The sequence below is a fragment of the Bradyrhizobium lablabi genome (assembly GCF_018131005.1).
GTDB lineage: Bacteria > Pseudomonadota > Alphaproteobacteria > Rhizobiales > Xanthobacteraceae > Bradyrhizobium > Bradyrhizobium lablabi_D.
Map to the genome: position 1 here is coordinate 483,423 of NZ_JAFCJK010000006.1, position 13,690 is coordinate 497,112.

Here is a 13,690-nt window from a genome sequence, read left to right on the forward strand (position 1 = left end):
GCGTGGTGTCCACCTCTCCCAATGGGAGAGGTGAGATATGTCCAGTGCGGAGCTTGCTCGATTTCATGTCATTGCTCCGGACGCTACTTGTCCAGCCAGACGTCCTCGTAACGATAGCCGTTATAGGAGCTGTTGGACATGATCGTGACATTCTTCACGTAAGGCTGCCAGCAGGTGCCGGTCCGGGCATGAAAGATGATCGGGCGCGCGACGTCTTCCTGCAGCTTCTTGTCGATCTCCCAGACGAGCTTCTTGCGTTTGTTGAGGTCGGTCTCGGCCGATTGCTGGTCGAACAGCTTTTCGATGTCCTTGTTGCAGTAGTTGGTGTAGTTCCGCTCGGAGCCGCAGGCATAATTCTCGTAGAAGGACTGATCGGGCTCATCGACGGCATTGCCCGTCAGATTGAGTCCGAGCGAATAATCCTTGCGCGCTACCTTCGGGAACCACTGCGCGGTGTCGACGACGTCGAGCTCGGCGTCGATATAGATGCTCTTGATCTGGTCGATCAGGATGATGGCGGGATCGCGGTAGACCGCGATGTTGCGGGTCGAGACCTTGATCTGCAGGTGCTTGTCCGGCCCATAGCCCGCCTTCTGCATCAACTTGCGGGCTTCCTCACGGTTCTTTTCCACGTCGGGGCCGTAGCCTGGAATGGATTCCAGCATGTCCTTCGGCATCGCCCACAATCCGTCCGGAGCCGGCTCCATGGTTCCGCCGATATCGCCCTGGCCTTCAAACATGATCTGGATGAACGCCTTGCGGTCGAGCGACAGCGCGAGCGCGCGGCGGATATCGATGTTGTCGAACGGCGGCGACGTCGAATTGATGATGATGTTGGTGGAGACGTTGTTGGGTTCCACCACGCACACGGCATTGGGCGCTTGCGCCTTGACGTCCTTGAGCAGCGGAATCGACACCTCGGTCGGGAATGTCATGTCGAACTTGCCCGAGACGAAGCCCAGGATCGCGGTCGAGCGGTTCGGGATGATCGTGAACTCGATGCCGTCGAGATAGGGCAAGCCCTTCTTGAAGTAGTCGGGGTTTTTCGTGAGCTTGATCGATTCGTTGGCCTTGAACTCGACGAACTTGAACGGGCCGGTGCCGATCGGCTTGGTGCGCATCTCCGCCGGCGACAGGTGGCAGGGATAGATCGGCGTGTAGCCGGAGGCGAGCAGCGACAACAGCGCCGGTTGCGGCCGCTTCAGATTGAACGAGGCCTCGTAATCGCCGTTGGTAGTGACATCGTTGACCTGGTCGTACCAGGACTTGCGCGGGTTCTGCCGGAACTTCTGTTGCGACTTGCCCATCAGCATGTCGAAGGTGCATTTGACGTCAGCCGCCGTGAATGGCTTGCCGTCATGCCATTTCACGTCCTTGCGCAGCTTGAAGGTCAGCGTCTTGTTGTCGCCGCTCCAGGCCCAGCTTTCCGCCAGTTCGGGCACAATGGTGCCAATGCTGTTTTGCGCGATGTGCTGGTTGAACATCACGAGATTGTTGAAGATCGGCATGAACGGCACGTTGAGGGAGTACGTCGCGCCCTCGTGGATCGAGGCGCTGCCGGGACTGTCGCGGTGGTAGATCCTGAAGATGCCGCCTGATTTCGGTTCGCCGGCGAATGAAACGTCGCTTATTGCCAGCACAGACAACACCCCGACGGCCAGCGCTTGCACGCTCCGCATGGTCCCCTCCCGAATTTTGCTCTCAAAGGCCAATTGGCCGCGACGATACCCACGGCGAGACGCCCGGGCAACCCGCGTACGCCGAGCGGGAATTGGCAATTCGGATGACACGAGAAAGCGAAAAATTTCCATGCACCGGGAATAAAGGCGCCAACGCCCGCACGAAGCCGGCAGGTTGCATTGCCACGCAGTCACTTGCTTTTGCGATCGGTGAAGAACGCTGCGGACGCCGTAAGATCCTGTCACGTCACTCCGCTGCCTGCGGCGAGGGCAGGCCCATGCCGGCGACGCCGTCGGCCTCGGTCGCCGAGATGGTGGTGCGGATCATCAGCCGACCCTCATGCGCGGGCCACGGCCGGCCGCGATGCATGGTGGCGCGGTTGTCCCACATCACGACGTCGCCCTGCCTCCATTGATGCAAGTAGCCGAGGCCGGGCGCGGTCGCCGCCGCCGTCAGTTCGTCGATCAGCGCCTTGCCGGCCGCCTCATCCATGCCCTCGACGCCATAGGCGTGGGAGGCGAGGTAGAGCGCGCCACGGCCGTTGACCGGATTGCGCCATACCATGCGCCAGCACACCGGCGGCAGCGCGTTCACCTCGTCGGGCGTCGCAAGCCCGGCGGCGATTTGGCTGCGCGAATGTGCGTAGGAGTGCCAGGCAAAGGAACTCTCCAGCCGTTCTGCCAGAGCCTTGTCGAGCCGCTCGAAGGCAAGGCGCGTCGATACGAATTCGGTTTCGCCGCCATGCTCGGGAATGATCCGCGCCGAGAGAATCGAGGTCAGCGCCGGTACGCGCTTGAAGGAGGAATCGGTGTGCCAGAGCTGGTTGGCCTTGCTGCGCAATGATTGCCGGTGATCGGCAGGCACCACCTTGCCGTTGGGGCCGAAGGTCGAGAGGATCACGAAATGCGAGCCGGTGCCCATCGAGCCGACCTTGGTGACTTCGGGCGGACCGAAGCGGCGCGAGAAGGCGAGCTGGATGTCGTCATTGACCTGCTGGCCGCGGAACACCAGCACCGAATATTCCTCGAACGCCGCGCGGACCGCGGAATAGGCGGCATCGTTGCCGGCCACGTCGGCGAGCGTGACGCCCCGCAACTCGGCTCCGAACCCCGGACCTAAGGGGATCACGTCCATCGGCAGTTCCTCCCGGTCTTTTCCTGTTCGGATCAGGCTAGGAGAAAAGCCCGACGCCTGCAACGCAGGGCCTCGCACCTCATCCCATGGCAATCAGGCTGTGCCGCGTGCGCCGGTCGGCAATTTCCATGCGATGCGTGACCCATGCAAACAGCATCCAGCTCGAATGGAAGGCGACGCCGGCGAGAACGACCAGGCCGCCGGGAATCGGGCCGATCGCGGCGCGCTCCCAGATCTCCGCCAGCGCGGTCAGCGGCACGGGATGGATCGCGAGCTTGCCATAATAGGCGATGGCCTGAATTGCGAAGATCCAGCCATAGGTTCGTCGCAGCCGCCGGCCGATCGCGCGCGCATAGCTGATATGATAACTCGGATTGCGGTAGTCGTTGGCGAGCAACTCGGTCCACTTCGAATTCGGCGAAGGGCCTTCGCCGCGGATCAACGGGGCATAAAAATCGGTTTCCAGCAATCGCGCGCGGGCGCGCCAGACGTTGAAGTAGCGGTAGCGGCGCGCCTCGAACAACAGGAAGACGGTGACCAGGAGGCCGACCAGCACCATCGGCAAGGGCGATGCATCGGCGCTGCTGTAGGTCGCCGACAGTGCGATGCCGGTCGTGACCACCGCCCAGTTGGTCGAGCTGTCGAGGCGCGTGCGCCAAACCGTACTGCGATAGACCTCGCCGCGGTAAAGGTGGGCAAGCGCACCAATCTCGGCGGCAGTGAATTCGAGCCTTTGGGCCTGTAACGGCTCCGGCTCGCGCGGCTGGGGCGATGGCATGGCTGCCTCCCGGCGAAGCTCGCTGACGATCGCAAAGCATAGCGCGAAACGCTCGTCGCGGGCGAGTCCGTCGCGACCCCATCAGACGATTCGTGAGGCCTTGTCGCCCCAATAGCGGTCGCGCAGCAGGTGCTTGTAGAGCTTTCCGGTCGGCAGTCGCGGCAGCTCGGCCTCGAAATCGACCGAGCGCGGCACCTTCTGGCGCGTCAGCGACTGGTCGCAGAACGCGATCAACAACTCCGCCAGTTCCGGCCATGATCCCTCCGGAAACCGGTTCCCACTTTTCCGGATCTTGCTCTATGCGGCCATCAGAAGAATCTCGCGCACTTGCGCGGGGCCATCGATCTTGCGCGGATTTCGCGGCACCCAGGGCGTGCGCATCGATTGCGCGGCGATGCGGTCGAAATGCTCGGGACCGACGTGCACGTCCTGCAGGCTGCGCGGCATGCCGAGGTTGCGGATGAAGCGATCGAGCACGTCGCCCGCATCTTGGCCCGGATGTCCCATCGCGGCGGACACCAGCGCCTGCCGCTCCGCATTGTCGCGCTTGTTCCAGCGCACCACCCACGGCAGCATGACGCACGACGTATAGCCGTGCGGCACGCCGAATTCGGCGCCGAGAACATAGCCGATGCCATGGCTCGCGCCCATCGGCACACCGGAGGCAAGCGGCCCGGTCGAAAGCCAGGTTCCGATCTGGCAATCCATCCGGGCGGAGATATCCTTCGGGTTGGCCTTCACCCGCGGGAGACCCTGCGTCAGCATCTCCAGCCCCTTCAGCGCCTGCGCATCCCCGTAAGGATGCGCCTCGTGTGAGCAGATGCCCTCGACACAATGGTCGACGGCGCGGATACCGGTGGAGAGGAACAGCCACTCCGGCGTGTGCACGGAGATTTCCGGATCGAGAATGGTGGCGCGCGGCATCACCAGCGGATGGCGCAGCATCTCCTTTTGCCGCTTCGCCTCGTTGGTGACGCCGGCAATCGACGAGAACTCGCCGCCTGCGATCGTGGTCGGCACGCTGATCTGGCGCACGGTCGGCGCGTTCATCGCCGGCGAGACGCCGCCATGGGTGCGGATGCGGTCGATGTCGTCGGATGTCGTGACATTGTTGGCGAGGCAGAGCTGCACCGCCTTGGCGCCGTCGGTGATCGAGCCGCCGCCGATCGTGACGATCAGGTCAGCGTCGGCGGCGCGAGCCTGTTCGGTCGCTGATATCACCGCGGCGCGCGGGGTGTGCGCCGGCATCCTGTCGAACGTGCCGACGCAGCGCGGACCGAGCGCGCGGCGGACCCTCTCAATCTCGTCGGTTTCGCGATTCAGGGTGCCCGAGACCATCAGGAAGGCGCGTTGTGCGCCAAGGCGGTCGAGTTGCTCGGGCACGGCCTCGCGCGCCGGGCGCCCGAACACGACCTCATCCATGGCGCCGAATACGACACGACCACGATGCACGGGCCTGTCCTCCCTCGCTGTGCCGTCGTTATTGGCGGCTGTTGCGTTGCACGTTAACGGAGGAAATGGGGCACGTCATGCCCGAATGTTGCCGGACGGGCTGTATCGGATGTCGCCGCAGCGAGAGGTATCGCACGCTCGACTCCTGGTTGTCATGATCGGCGATCTGCATCGACAGGGTCTATCCGACCTTGGGTTCGCAATTCTGACATGTCTGGCCGGAAACATTGTCGCAGGCGTTTCCTGAGGCGCTCAATGCGCAACTATTTTGCTTGATCCGTCCGCGCCCTTGAACACACTGGGAGCCGCTCTCATCTGCGACGTCCGCCGCAACGGCCTGCGGCAAACCAACGACACTGAATTACTGCGATCCGAACTGCTATACTCAAGTCCTTGGGAGACGGAATTGACTGCGACTGAAAAATCGGAGCGCTTGGCTCCGGCGACCGGCCTCAAGCGCCATTTACCGCACCGCGGCCTCGCGCCGCTCGGCCTTGTGTTCGCGCTGGCGCTCACCGGCTGCGGAGACAAGCCGCAGCCGCAGGCGGCGCAGCCGCCGGCCGTCACCATCGCGCAGCCGGTCAAGCGCACGGTAACCGATTGGGACGAATTCACCGGGCGCTTCGAGGCGATCGAGGAGGTCCAGATCCGCGCCCGTGTCGGCGGCTTCGTTACCTCGGTCGAATTCAAGGACGGCGCCATCGTCCGCGCCGGCGACCTGCTTTATGTCATCGACCCCCGACCGTTCGAAGCCGTTGCCCTTCAAGCAGACGGCCAGCTTGCGGATGCGCGTGCCAAGGTGGAGCTTGCCAAGCGCGAGCTCGACCGCGGCCTGAACCTGGTGCAGACCAGTGCAGTCTCCGAGCAGGTCGTCGACCAGCGCCGTCAAGCCCTGCAGGCCGCGCACGCGGCCGAGATGCAGGCCGAAGGCGCGCTGAAGGCTGCCAAGCTCAACATCGAATTCACCCATGTGATCGCGCCGATCGCCGGCCGCGTCAGCCGCCATCTCGTCACCCCGGGGAATCTCGTCCAGGGCGCGGAGGGCGGCGCGACGCTGCTCACCTCGATCGTCTCGCTCGATCCGATCTACATCTATTTCGACGTCGACGAGGCGACCTATCTGAAGAACAACCGGCTCTGGTTCGAGGGCAGGCGCCCGAGCTCGCGCGACACGGCGAACCCGGTGGAGGTGTTGCTTTCAGGGGAGACCAAGCCCTCGCATGAGGGCAAGATGGATTTCCTCGACAATCGACTGGATGTCTCGACCGCAACGCTGCGCAGCCGTGCGATCATCCCGAACAAGGACCTCTCGATCCTTCCCGGACAGTTCGGCCGCGTCCGGCTGATCGGCAGCGCGCCCTACGAGGCACTGCTGATCCCGGACACCGCTGTTGCCACCGACCAGTCGCGCAAGATCGTGTTCGTGGTCAAGGACGACAACACGGTCGAGGCGAAGTCCGTGACGCTCGGGCCACTCGATGAGGGCCTGCGGGTGATCCGCGAAGGCATCAAGGCGGAAGACCGCGTAATCGTCGACGGCCTGCAGCGCGCCCGTGTTGGCGCCAAGGTGACACCGCAAGTGGCGCACGCGGCGCCGGCCGGTGCCAAGCCATGAATCTCGGCAGGCTCTCCATCAACCAGCCGATCCTCGCGATGGTGTTGTCCATCGTGTTGTTGATCGTCGGCGCCATCGCCTATCCCACGCTGCCGGTCTCCGAATATCCGCAGGTGGTGCCGCCGACCGTCGTCGTCACCACGCAATATCCGGGCGCATCGGCGCAAACCGTGTCCGACACCGTCGCCGCCCCGATCGAGCAGGAGATCAACGGTGTCGAGGACATGCTGTACCTCTACAGCCAGGCGACCTCGAACGGCCAGCTCACGATCACCGCGACCTTCAAGCTCGGCACCGACCTCGACAAGGCGCAGGTGCTGGTGCAGAACCGCGTCGCGATCGCGCAGCCGCGTTTGCCCGAGGAGGTGCAGCGCAACGGCGTCACCACCCGCAAGAACAGCCCTGATATTCTGATGGTCGTGTTCATGCTGTCGCCTGACGACAGCTTCGACCAGCTCTACATCTCCAACTATGCGCTGTTGCAGGTCCGCGACGAGTTGCTGCGGCTCGACGGCGTCGGCGACATCCAGATCTTCGGCGCGCGCGATTATTCCATGCGGCTGTGGCTCGATCCCGACAAGCTGGCCAATCTCGGCCTGACCTCCACCGAGGTGATTGCGGCGATCCGCTCGCAGAACCTGCAGATCGCCGGCGGCCAGATCGCGGAACCGCCGATCGCCGACCGCGCGTTCCAGCCGAACCTGGTCTTCACCGGACGACTGAAGGATCCGAAGCAGTTCGAGGACATCGTGGTGAAGGCCGGCTCCGACGGCCGCACCGTGCGCCTGCGGGACATTGCCCGCGTCGAGCTCGGCGCGCTGTCCTACACCACCAACAGCTTCCTGTTGCGCAAGTCGGCCGTCGGCATGCTGGTGACGCAGCGTCCCGGATCGAACGCGCTCGCGACCGCCAAGAAGATCTCCGACACGATGGTCAAGCTGAAGGCGAGCTTCCCGAAAGGCCTCGACTACAATATCGGCTACAACCCGACCGAATTCATCGCGCAATCCGTCCATGAGCTGATCAAGACAATCTACGAGGCGATGGCGCTGGTCGTCATCGTGGTGCTGGTGTTTTTGCAGGGCTGGCGGCCCGCGATCATCCCGATCATCGCGATCCCGGTGTCGCTGGTCGGCACCTTCGCGGTGATGGCTGCGCTCGGATTCTCGATCAACAATTTGACGCTGTTCGGCCTCGTGCTGGCCGTCGGCATCGTGGTCGACGACGCCATCGTGGTTGTCGAGAATGTCGAGCGGCATCTCGGGCACGGCCTGAGCCGGCGCGACGCCGCGCTGAGGACGATGGAGGAGGTCGGCGGCGCGCTGGTCTCGATCGCACTGGTGCTGTGTGCCGTGTTCGTCCCGACCGCGTTCCTCGGCGGCATCTCGGGCCAGTTCTTCCAGCAATTCGCCGTCACCATTGCGGTCGCAACCGCGATCTCCTGCTTCTGCTCGTTGACGCTGTCGCCGGCGCTGGCCTCGCAGATCCTTACTCCCCACCAGGAGAAGCAACCGCCGGCACGCTGGAATGTCATCGCCCGCGGCTGGGAGAAATTCACCGCGGTCTTCAACCGTATTTTCGATCGCCTGTCGCATGGCTATGCCGCCGCGGCCGACTTTGTGATCCGGCACACGGCGGTGATGCTCGCGATCTATGTCGCTCTGATCGGCAGCGCCGGCTGGCTTCTGGCGACCACACCGCAAGGCTTCATTCCGGCGCAGGATCGCGGCTACATCATCGTCTCGGTGCAATTGCCAGGCGCGGCGTCGCTCGCCCGCACCACGACGGTGGTGCGCGAGATCGAGCGAATCGCGCTGGATACGCCGGGTATCGTTCGCGTCGCGGCCTTTGCCGGCTTCTCCGGCGCGACGCGCACGCAGCAGGGCAATGCCGCGGCGTTGTTCCCGGTGTTCGACGAGCCGGAGGAACGGCTGAAGAAGGGCCTGTCGGCGACCTCGATCACGGCCGAGCTGCGCAAGCGCCTGTCCGTGATCCAGGGCGCGTTCATCATCGTGATACCGCCTCCGGCAGTGCCGGGCATTGGCACCGGCGGCGGCTTCACCATCCGTGTCCAGGACCGGCAAGGCCGCGGTGCGGAGCTATTGGCGGCTGCGACCGACGAGCTCGTCGCCGCCGCGCGCAAGTCGCCGAATCTCACCTCGGTGTTCTCGCCGTTCACCGCCAACACGCCGCAATTATTCGTCGACATCGACCGCATCAAGGCGCAGAAGCTCGGCGTGCCGATCGCAAGCATCAACGATACCATCCAGACCTATTTCGGCTCGACCTACGTCAACGACCTGAACCTGTTCGGCCGCACCTATCACGTCACGGCGCAAGCCGATCTGCCGTTCCGCAAGGAGGCCGCCGACCTTGCGCGGCTGCGCACCCGCAATGCCGCGGGCGACATGGTGATGCTCGGCAGTGTGGTCGACTTCCGCGACACATCCGGGCCCGATCGCGTCGCGCGCTACAATCTCTATACGGCGTCCGAGCTGCAGGGAGAGCCTGCGCCCGGCACGAGCTCGACGACCGCGCTCAACGCGATCAAGCAGCTCGCCGACCAAACGTTGCCGAGCGGCTTCACGTTCGAATGGACCGATCTGTCCTACCAGCAGGTCACCGGCGGCAATGCCGGGCTCTACGTGTTCCCGATCTGCGTGCTGTTCGTCTATCTCGTGCTCGCCGCGCAATATGGCAGCTGGACGCTGCCCTTCGCGGTGATCCTGATCGTGCCGATGTGCCTGCTGGCTGCGACCATTGGTGTGCGCATCATGGGGCAGGACGTCAACATCCTGACCCAGATCGGCTTCGTCGTGCTGGTCGGGCTCGCTGCCAAGAACGCGATCCTGATCGTCGAGTTTGCGCGCGACATCGAGCTCGAGGGCAAGCCGCGGCTGGAGGCGGTGATCGAGGCGTGCCGGCTTCGCCTGCGGCCGATCCTGATGACCTCGTTCGCCTTCATCCTCGGCGTGCTGCCGCTCGTGGTATCGACGGGCTCAGGGTCGGAGATGCGCCAGGCGGTGGGAGTGGCCGTGTTCTTCGGCATGCTCGGCGTCACGCTGTTCGGCCTGATCTTCACGCCGATCTTCTACATCGTGGTGCGCAACCTCGCCGAGGGGAAGAAGCCGGCGAAGCCCGCCGAGACGACGGCGTCCGCGGCGGGCTGAAAAGGCCGCGCCCTGGAGCGTTCTATCTCCGCGACACTCATTCTCTCGCAGCATGGGTGTCGTACCAGCCGGGCGGCGGGAACTGCGTCACCGGATTCAAATATTGCTTGGAACCTTTGAGGCGAAACACCTTCTCTTGAAGCTTGCCGACCATATTGAACATGCTTTTGGCGCCGCCACCGAACAGTCCAAGGTCTCCATTGATTGCGTATCCACGAAATATGCCTTTGTAGAGTTCAATGGCTTCAAGTGCGCTGATCCATGTTCCAGGCAGCTCATTTCCGAAAAGACCGCTGCTTCCGTTCTTGAACCGCCAATCGACGAACTTTCCTTCACCCGGAATCGTTGGACATTTCTGCATGGAGACAAGCGACTGATCGACTATTCTGTATTTCCGGTATCCCAGTTTTTCGAACGTCTCGAACTCCTCGATGAGCTTTTCCCAGCTTGTCTTGTCGGATTCGATGGATACGAATTTCGGGAGCTCGGAGAGGCCCTCCAGAGATGCCAACGCTTCGAGGTCATTGCCTTCAATGTCGATCTTGCAGTATCTCGGGACACCATGCTCCTTTAGAATATCCGCCAGTTTAGCGGCGGGTATCGTCAACGTCCGTCCCGTACCTGCACCGAAACCCTTGTTTCTTTCGGACCAGTCCGGGTTGGTCGTTCCCCACTCGGAAACACGATCGTCGACATAAAAGTTGACGTTTCCGGGCGATTTCGAAACTGCGACATTGACCACTGACAGGGCGCCCGATTTGACGTGCTCTGAAAACCGATTGGTGATGGATTCGCAGAATTCCGGCATCGCCTCTATGGCGACGACCCGAAATCCCTTGCTGAGATAGAATTCAGTATCCTCGCCTTTGTGGGCGCCCACGTCGTAAATGAGAGTCTCGTCCATGGCTGGTCCTTTGCGAGTCGGAGGGCCAAGAGATTGACGATGGTCAACCCTTGTGCGGCGGCGATCGTCGACGCCGCGGCTCGGGCCGCGATTTCTCGCGCTGACGACACGAGGAATTCGAGCGATGCCGGCGAGCAAGCCGCTGACATCAATACCGCTAATCGACAATCCCGCGCCCAGGCTTCGCCGAAGCGAAATGCGGCCGCGCCATATCGCCGCTGGGCGGTTCGATCTTGCGAATTTCAGCACAGTCCCTAAGGAAAGTGACAATTAAGGGGCTGTCCCACGTCGTCAGCAAGTTTGACGTCGCCCCAGTCGAGATCGTCCATTTCGGCTGTGGCTGCGCCACGCCGTCCGCCCATATACTATTGGCTGATCCGAAATAGATGGGCAGTTGCAGGGTTATAAAATATTGTTGCGCGGAATTTTCCGGATAGAAACTCTCGGGGAGACAATCAATGAAATCTGGATTCTTGGCCGCGGTCGCGGCCTGCAGCCTGTTGCTTGTGGCGCCGGCGTCGGCGCAGGGCGTCAAGATCGGCATCCTGAACGATCAGTCCGGCGTCTACGCCGACTATGGCGGTAAATATTCGCTCGAAGCAGCGCGGATGGCGGTCGAGGATTTCGGCGGCGAAGTGCTGGGCCAGAAGGTCGAGATCGTCACCGCCGACCATCAGAACAAGCCCGACCTCGCGGCCGCGATTGCGCGCCGCTGGTATGAGGTCGAGAACGTCGACATGATCACGGAACTGACCACATCGTCGGTCGCGCTCGCGGTGCAGGAACTGTCCAAGGAAAAGAAGAAAATCGACATCGTGGTGGGCGCGGCGACGTCGCGCATCACCGGCGACGCCTGCACGCCCTACAGCTTCCACTGGGCCTATGACACCCGAGCGCTCGCGGTCGGCACCGGTGGCGCGCTGGTGAAGGCCGGCGGCGACAGCTGGTTCTTCCTGACTGCCGACTACGCCTTCGGCTACGCGCTGGAAAAAGACACCAGCGACGTCGTCACCTCGAACGGCGGCAAGGTGGTCGGTTCGGTTCGCGTCCCGCTCAACTCGTCGGACTTCTCCTCCTTCCTGCTGCAGGCGCAGAGCTCGAAAGCGAAAATCATCGGGCTGGCCAATGCCGGTCTCGACACCACCAACTCGATCAAGCAGGCGGCCGAGTTCGGCATCGTCAAGGGCGGCCAGAAACTCGCCGGTCTCCTGATGACGATCTCTGAGGTGCACGGCCTCGGGCTGGAGGCAGCCCAGGGCCTCGTCCTGACCGAGGGCTTCTACTGGGATCACGATGACGCTTCGCGTGCCTTCAGCGAGCGCTTCTTCAAGCGCACGAGCCGGATGCCGAGCATGATCCACGCCGGCACCTATTCGGCGACGCTGAGCTATCTCAAGGCCGTCAAGGCCGCCGGCACCAAGGACAGCGAGGCGGTCGCCAAGAAGCTGAAGGAATTGCCGGTCGACGACGCCTTCGCCAAGGGCAAGGTGCTCGAGAACGGCCGCATGGTGCACGACCTCTATCTGTTCGAAGTCAAGAAGCCTTCGGAATCGAAGAAGCCGTGGGACTACTACAAGCAGATCGCCGTGGTGCCGGGCGACAAGGCGTTCTTCTCCGCCAAGGAAAGCGGCTGCCCGCTGACGAAGTAACGCGAAACTGGCGAACCAACACGACCGTCGTCCCGGCCATCGCTCGGGACGACGGCGGAGTGCGGGGCGTCATCCATGCGCCACCCGCCACACTGCGGCGCCCAGCGAGCCCACCCACAGCGCGACGCAGATTAACGCCTGGATTGCAAATCCGGGACTGCGCCTGGCGACCGCCGCGCGATAGCCGATGAAATAGACGATGCGGCCTGCGATCCAGAGCGCGCCGAGCGCTGCCGCGATCGCGTCGCTGATGTAGATCGCGAACAGCCATAGCGACGGCAGGAAGATCGGCAGCCATTCCAGCGTGTTCATCTGGATGCGGAAGATGCGCTCGAAATCCGGATTGCCGGCGATCGCCGGCAGCTTGACGTCGTAGCGGATGCGGGCGCGCGCAACTTGCGTCGAGGTGAAGAAGTAGAACGCGACTGCAAGGCAAGTGACGATGGCAGTGTAATGGTACATCCGAGGCGTTCCCTCATGTTTCTGGTTGGGGCGGGTAGTCATACTCCGCGATCTCCGCTTTATCCCAGCAGCGGCGCGGAAGCAGACATTGCACGAGATCCAAGCAGGGCAGCTATTGTTGAAACTATTTTTTCTCGCTGACGCTGCATGTACCCAGGTGGCGGGGTTCAGCTCAACCAAAAGCGGTTATGTGTCGACATCGTTCATGAAGATGAACGGGATTCGACGAGAAATTTCGCATTTTATGGCACAAGTGACCCTTGCGCGCCGGTCACGCCGAGGGCACGCTTGCCACGCGATTTCACAAGCACTTGCGGAGGATGCGGCCATGCCACGGGTCAAGCAAGCTTCGAAGCAGAAACGCGCAACCAAGGCCGCCGCCGTCAAGGTGCTGGGTACTGCCGGTCTGGGGCTTTCGCTGGTGGGTCATGCATCCGCATCCACGATGCCCACCGCCCTTCTCCCGCAATCTGACAATACCTCACCCAACCAGCGCTTCGTTCTTGGCGAAGAGGAAATGTTCGACGTCAGTCTCGCCACGTTCCATCTCTTCGATAGGGAAAATGTTGGCGGCGGCGTGCAGTTGGCCCGCGGCTGCGGCGGCTGCGGTGGTTGTGGCGGCTGCCGAGGTTGCGGCGGGTGCGGCGGCTTCCGAGGTTGCGGCGGTGGCGGGTTTATCGGCTGCCGAGGTTGCGGTGGCGGGTTTATTGGCTGCCGAGGTTGCGGCGGCTGCGGGATCGGTGGCTTCTGGTTCGGCGCGGGCTGCGTGGCTTGCGCGGGCTGTGGGGGTTGTGGGGGCTGCTGCGCATCCTGGGGAGCGTGCCGCTGGTGCTAGCCATGATCTTC

At 63.0% G+C, this 13,690-nt stretch carries 10 protein-coding genes and 1 pseudogene; 4 read left to right on the forward strand and 7 right to left on the reverse strand.

What is annotated here, in order from left to right:
• Positions 1–83: 83 nt before the first annotated feature.
• From JQ553_RS20920 to JQ553_RS20940, 5 genes and pseudogenes are all read right to left on the reverse strand, one after another.
• Entirely contained in the window at positions 84–1,679 is a 1,596-nt protein-coding gene (locus tag JQ553_RS20920) for an ABC transporter substrate-binding protein (protein WP_212501884.1), read from the reverse strand.
• A 247-nt stretch (positions 1,680–1,926) separates the two neighbouring features.
• Positions 1,927–2,814 carry a TauD/TfdA family dioxygenase gene (locus tag JQ553_RS20925; RefSeq protein WP_212501885.1) on the reverse strand — a complete coding sequence of 296 codons (888 nt, stop codon included), beginning with the start codon at positions 2,812–2,814 and terminating at the stop codon, positions 1,927–1,929.
• Positions 2,815–2,893: 79 nt separating this feature from the next.
• Positions 2,894–3,592: a DUF2270 domain-containing protein gene (locus JQ553_RS20930; protein WP_212501886.1), complete on the reverse strand. Its 699-nt coding sequence runs from the start codon at positions 3,590–3,592 to the stop codon at positions 2,894–2,896.
• Between the two features lie 81 nt (positions 3,593–3,673).
• A pseudogene (locus JQ553_RS20935) lies at positions 3,674–3,844 on the reverse strand (acyl-CoA synthetase); the annotation flags it as partial.
• A 45-nt stretch (positions 3,845–3,889) separates the two neighbouring features.
• Positions 3,890–5,044 (reverse strand): iron-containing alcohol dehydrogenase, encoded by a 1,155-nt coding sequence (locus JQ553_RS20940; RefSeq protein ID WP_212501887.1) that lies wholly within the window; start codon positions 5,042–5,044, stop codon positions 3,890–3,892.
• Between the two features lie 496 nt (positions 5,045–5,540).
• On the opposite strand from JQ553_RS20940, the gene JQ553_RS20945 reads away from it, so the two are divergent.
• Positions 5,541–6,659, forward strand: coding sequence for an efflux RND transporter periplasmic adaptor subunit (locus JQ553_RS20945; RefSeq protein ID WP_312015176.1), 1,119 nt, complete (start codon positions 5,541–5,543; stop codon positions 6,657–6,659).
• The gene (locus JQ553_RS20950; RefSeq protein ID WP_212501888.1) at positions 6,656–9,829 is read left to right on the forward strand and encodes an efflux RND transporter permease subunit; all 3,174 of its coding nucleotides are present in this window, start codon (positions 6,656–6,658) and stop codon (positions 9,827–9,829) included. Before JQ553_RS20945 ends, JQ553_RS20950 begins: the two co-directional genes overlap by 4 nt.
• Positions 9,830–9,866: 37 nt before the next feature.
• Here the strand turns inward: JQ553_RS20950 and JQ553_RS20955 are convergent, their stop codons facing one another.
• Positions 9,867–10,733 (reverse strand): FkbM family methyltransferase, encoded by an 867-nt coding sequence (locus tag JQ553_RS20955; protein ID WP_212501889.1) that lies wholly within the window; start codon positions 10,731–10,733, stop codon positions 9,867–9,869.
• A 458-nt stretch (positions 10,734–11,191) separates the two neighbouring features.
• Between JQ553_RS20955 and JQ553_RS20960 the strand changes: the two genes are divergently transcribed.
• The gene (locus JQ553_RS20960; protein ID WP_212501890.1) at positions 11,192–12,382 is read left to right on the forward strand and encodes an ABC transporter substrate-binding protein; all 1,191 of its coding nucleotides are present in this window, start codon (positions 11,192–11,194) and stop codon (positions 12,380–12,382) included.
• Positions 12,383–12,451: 69 nt separating this feature from the next.
• On the opposite strand, the gene JQ553_RS20965 is transcribed toward JQ553_RS20960, so the two are convergent.
• Entirely contained in the window at positions 12,452–12,844 is a 393-nt protein-coding gene (locus tag JQ553_RS20965) for an MAPEG family protein (protein WP_212501891.1), read from the reverse strand.
• 88 nt (positions 12,845–12,932) lie between these two features.
• Here JQ553_RS20965 and JQ553_RS20970 point away from each other — a divergent pair, with 88 nt between their 5' ends.
• Complete coding sequence (locus JQ553_RS20970; protein ID WP_212501892.1) at positions 12,933–13,679, forward strand: hypothetical protein; 747 nt, start codon at positions 12,933–12,935, stop codon at positions 13,677–13,679.
• Positions 13,680–13,690 lie beyond the last annotated feature (11 nt).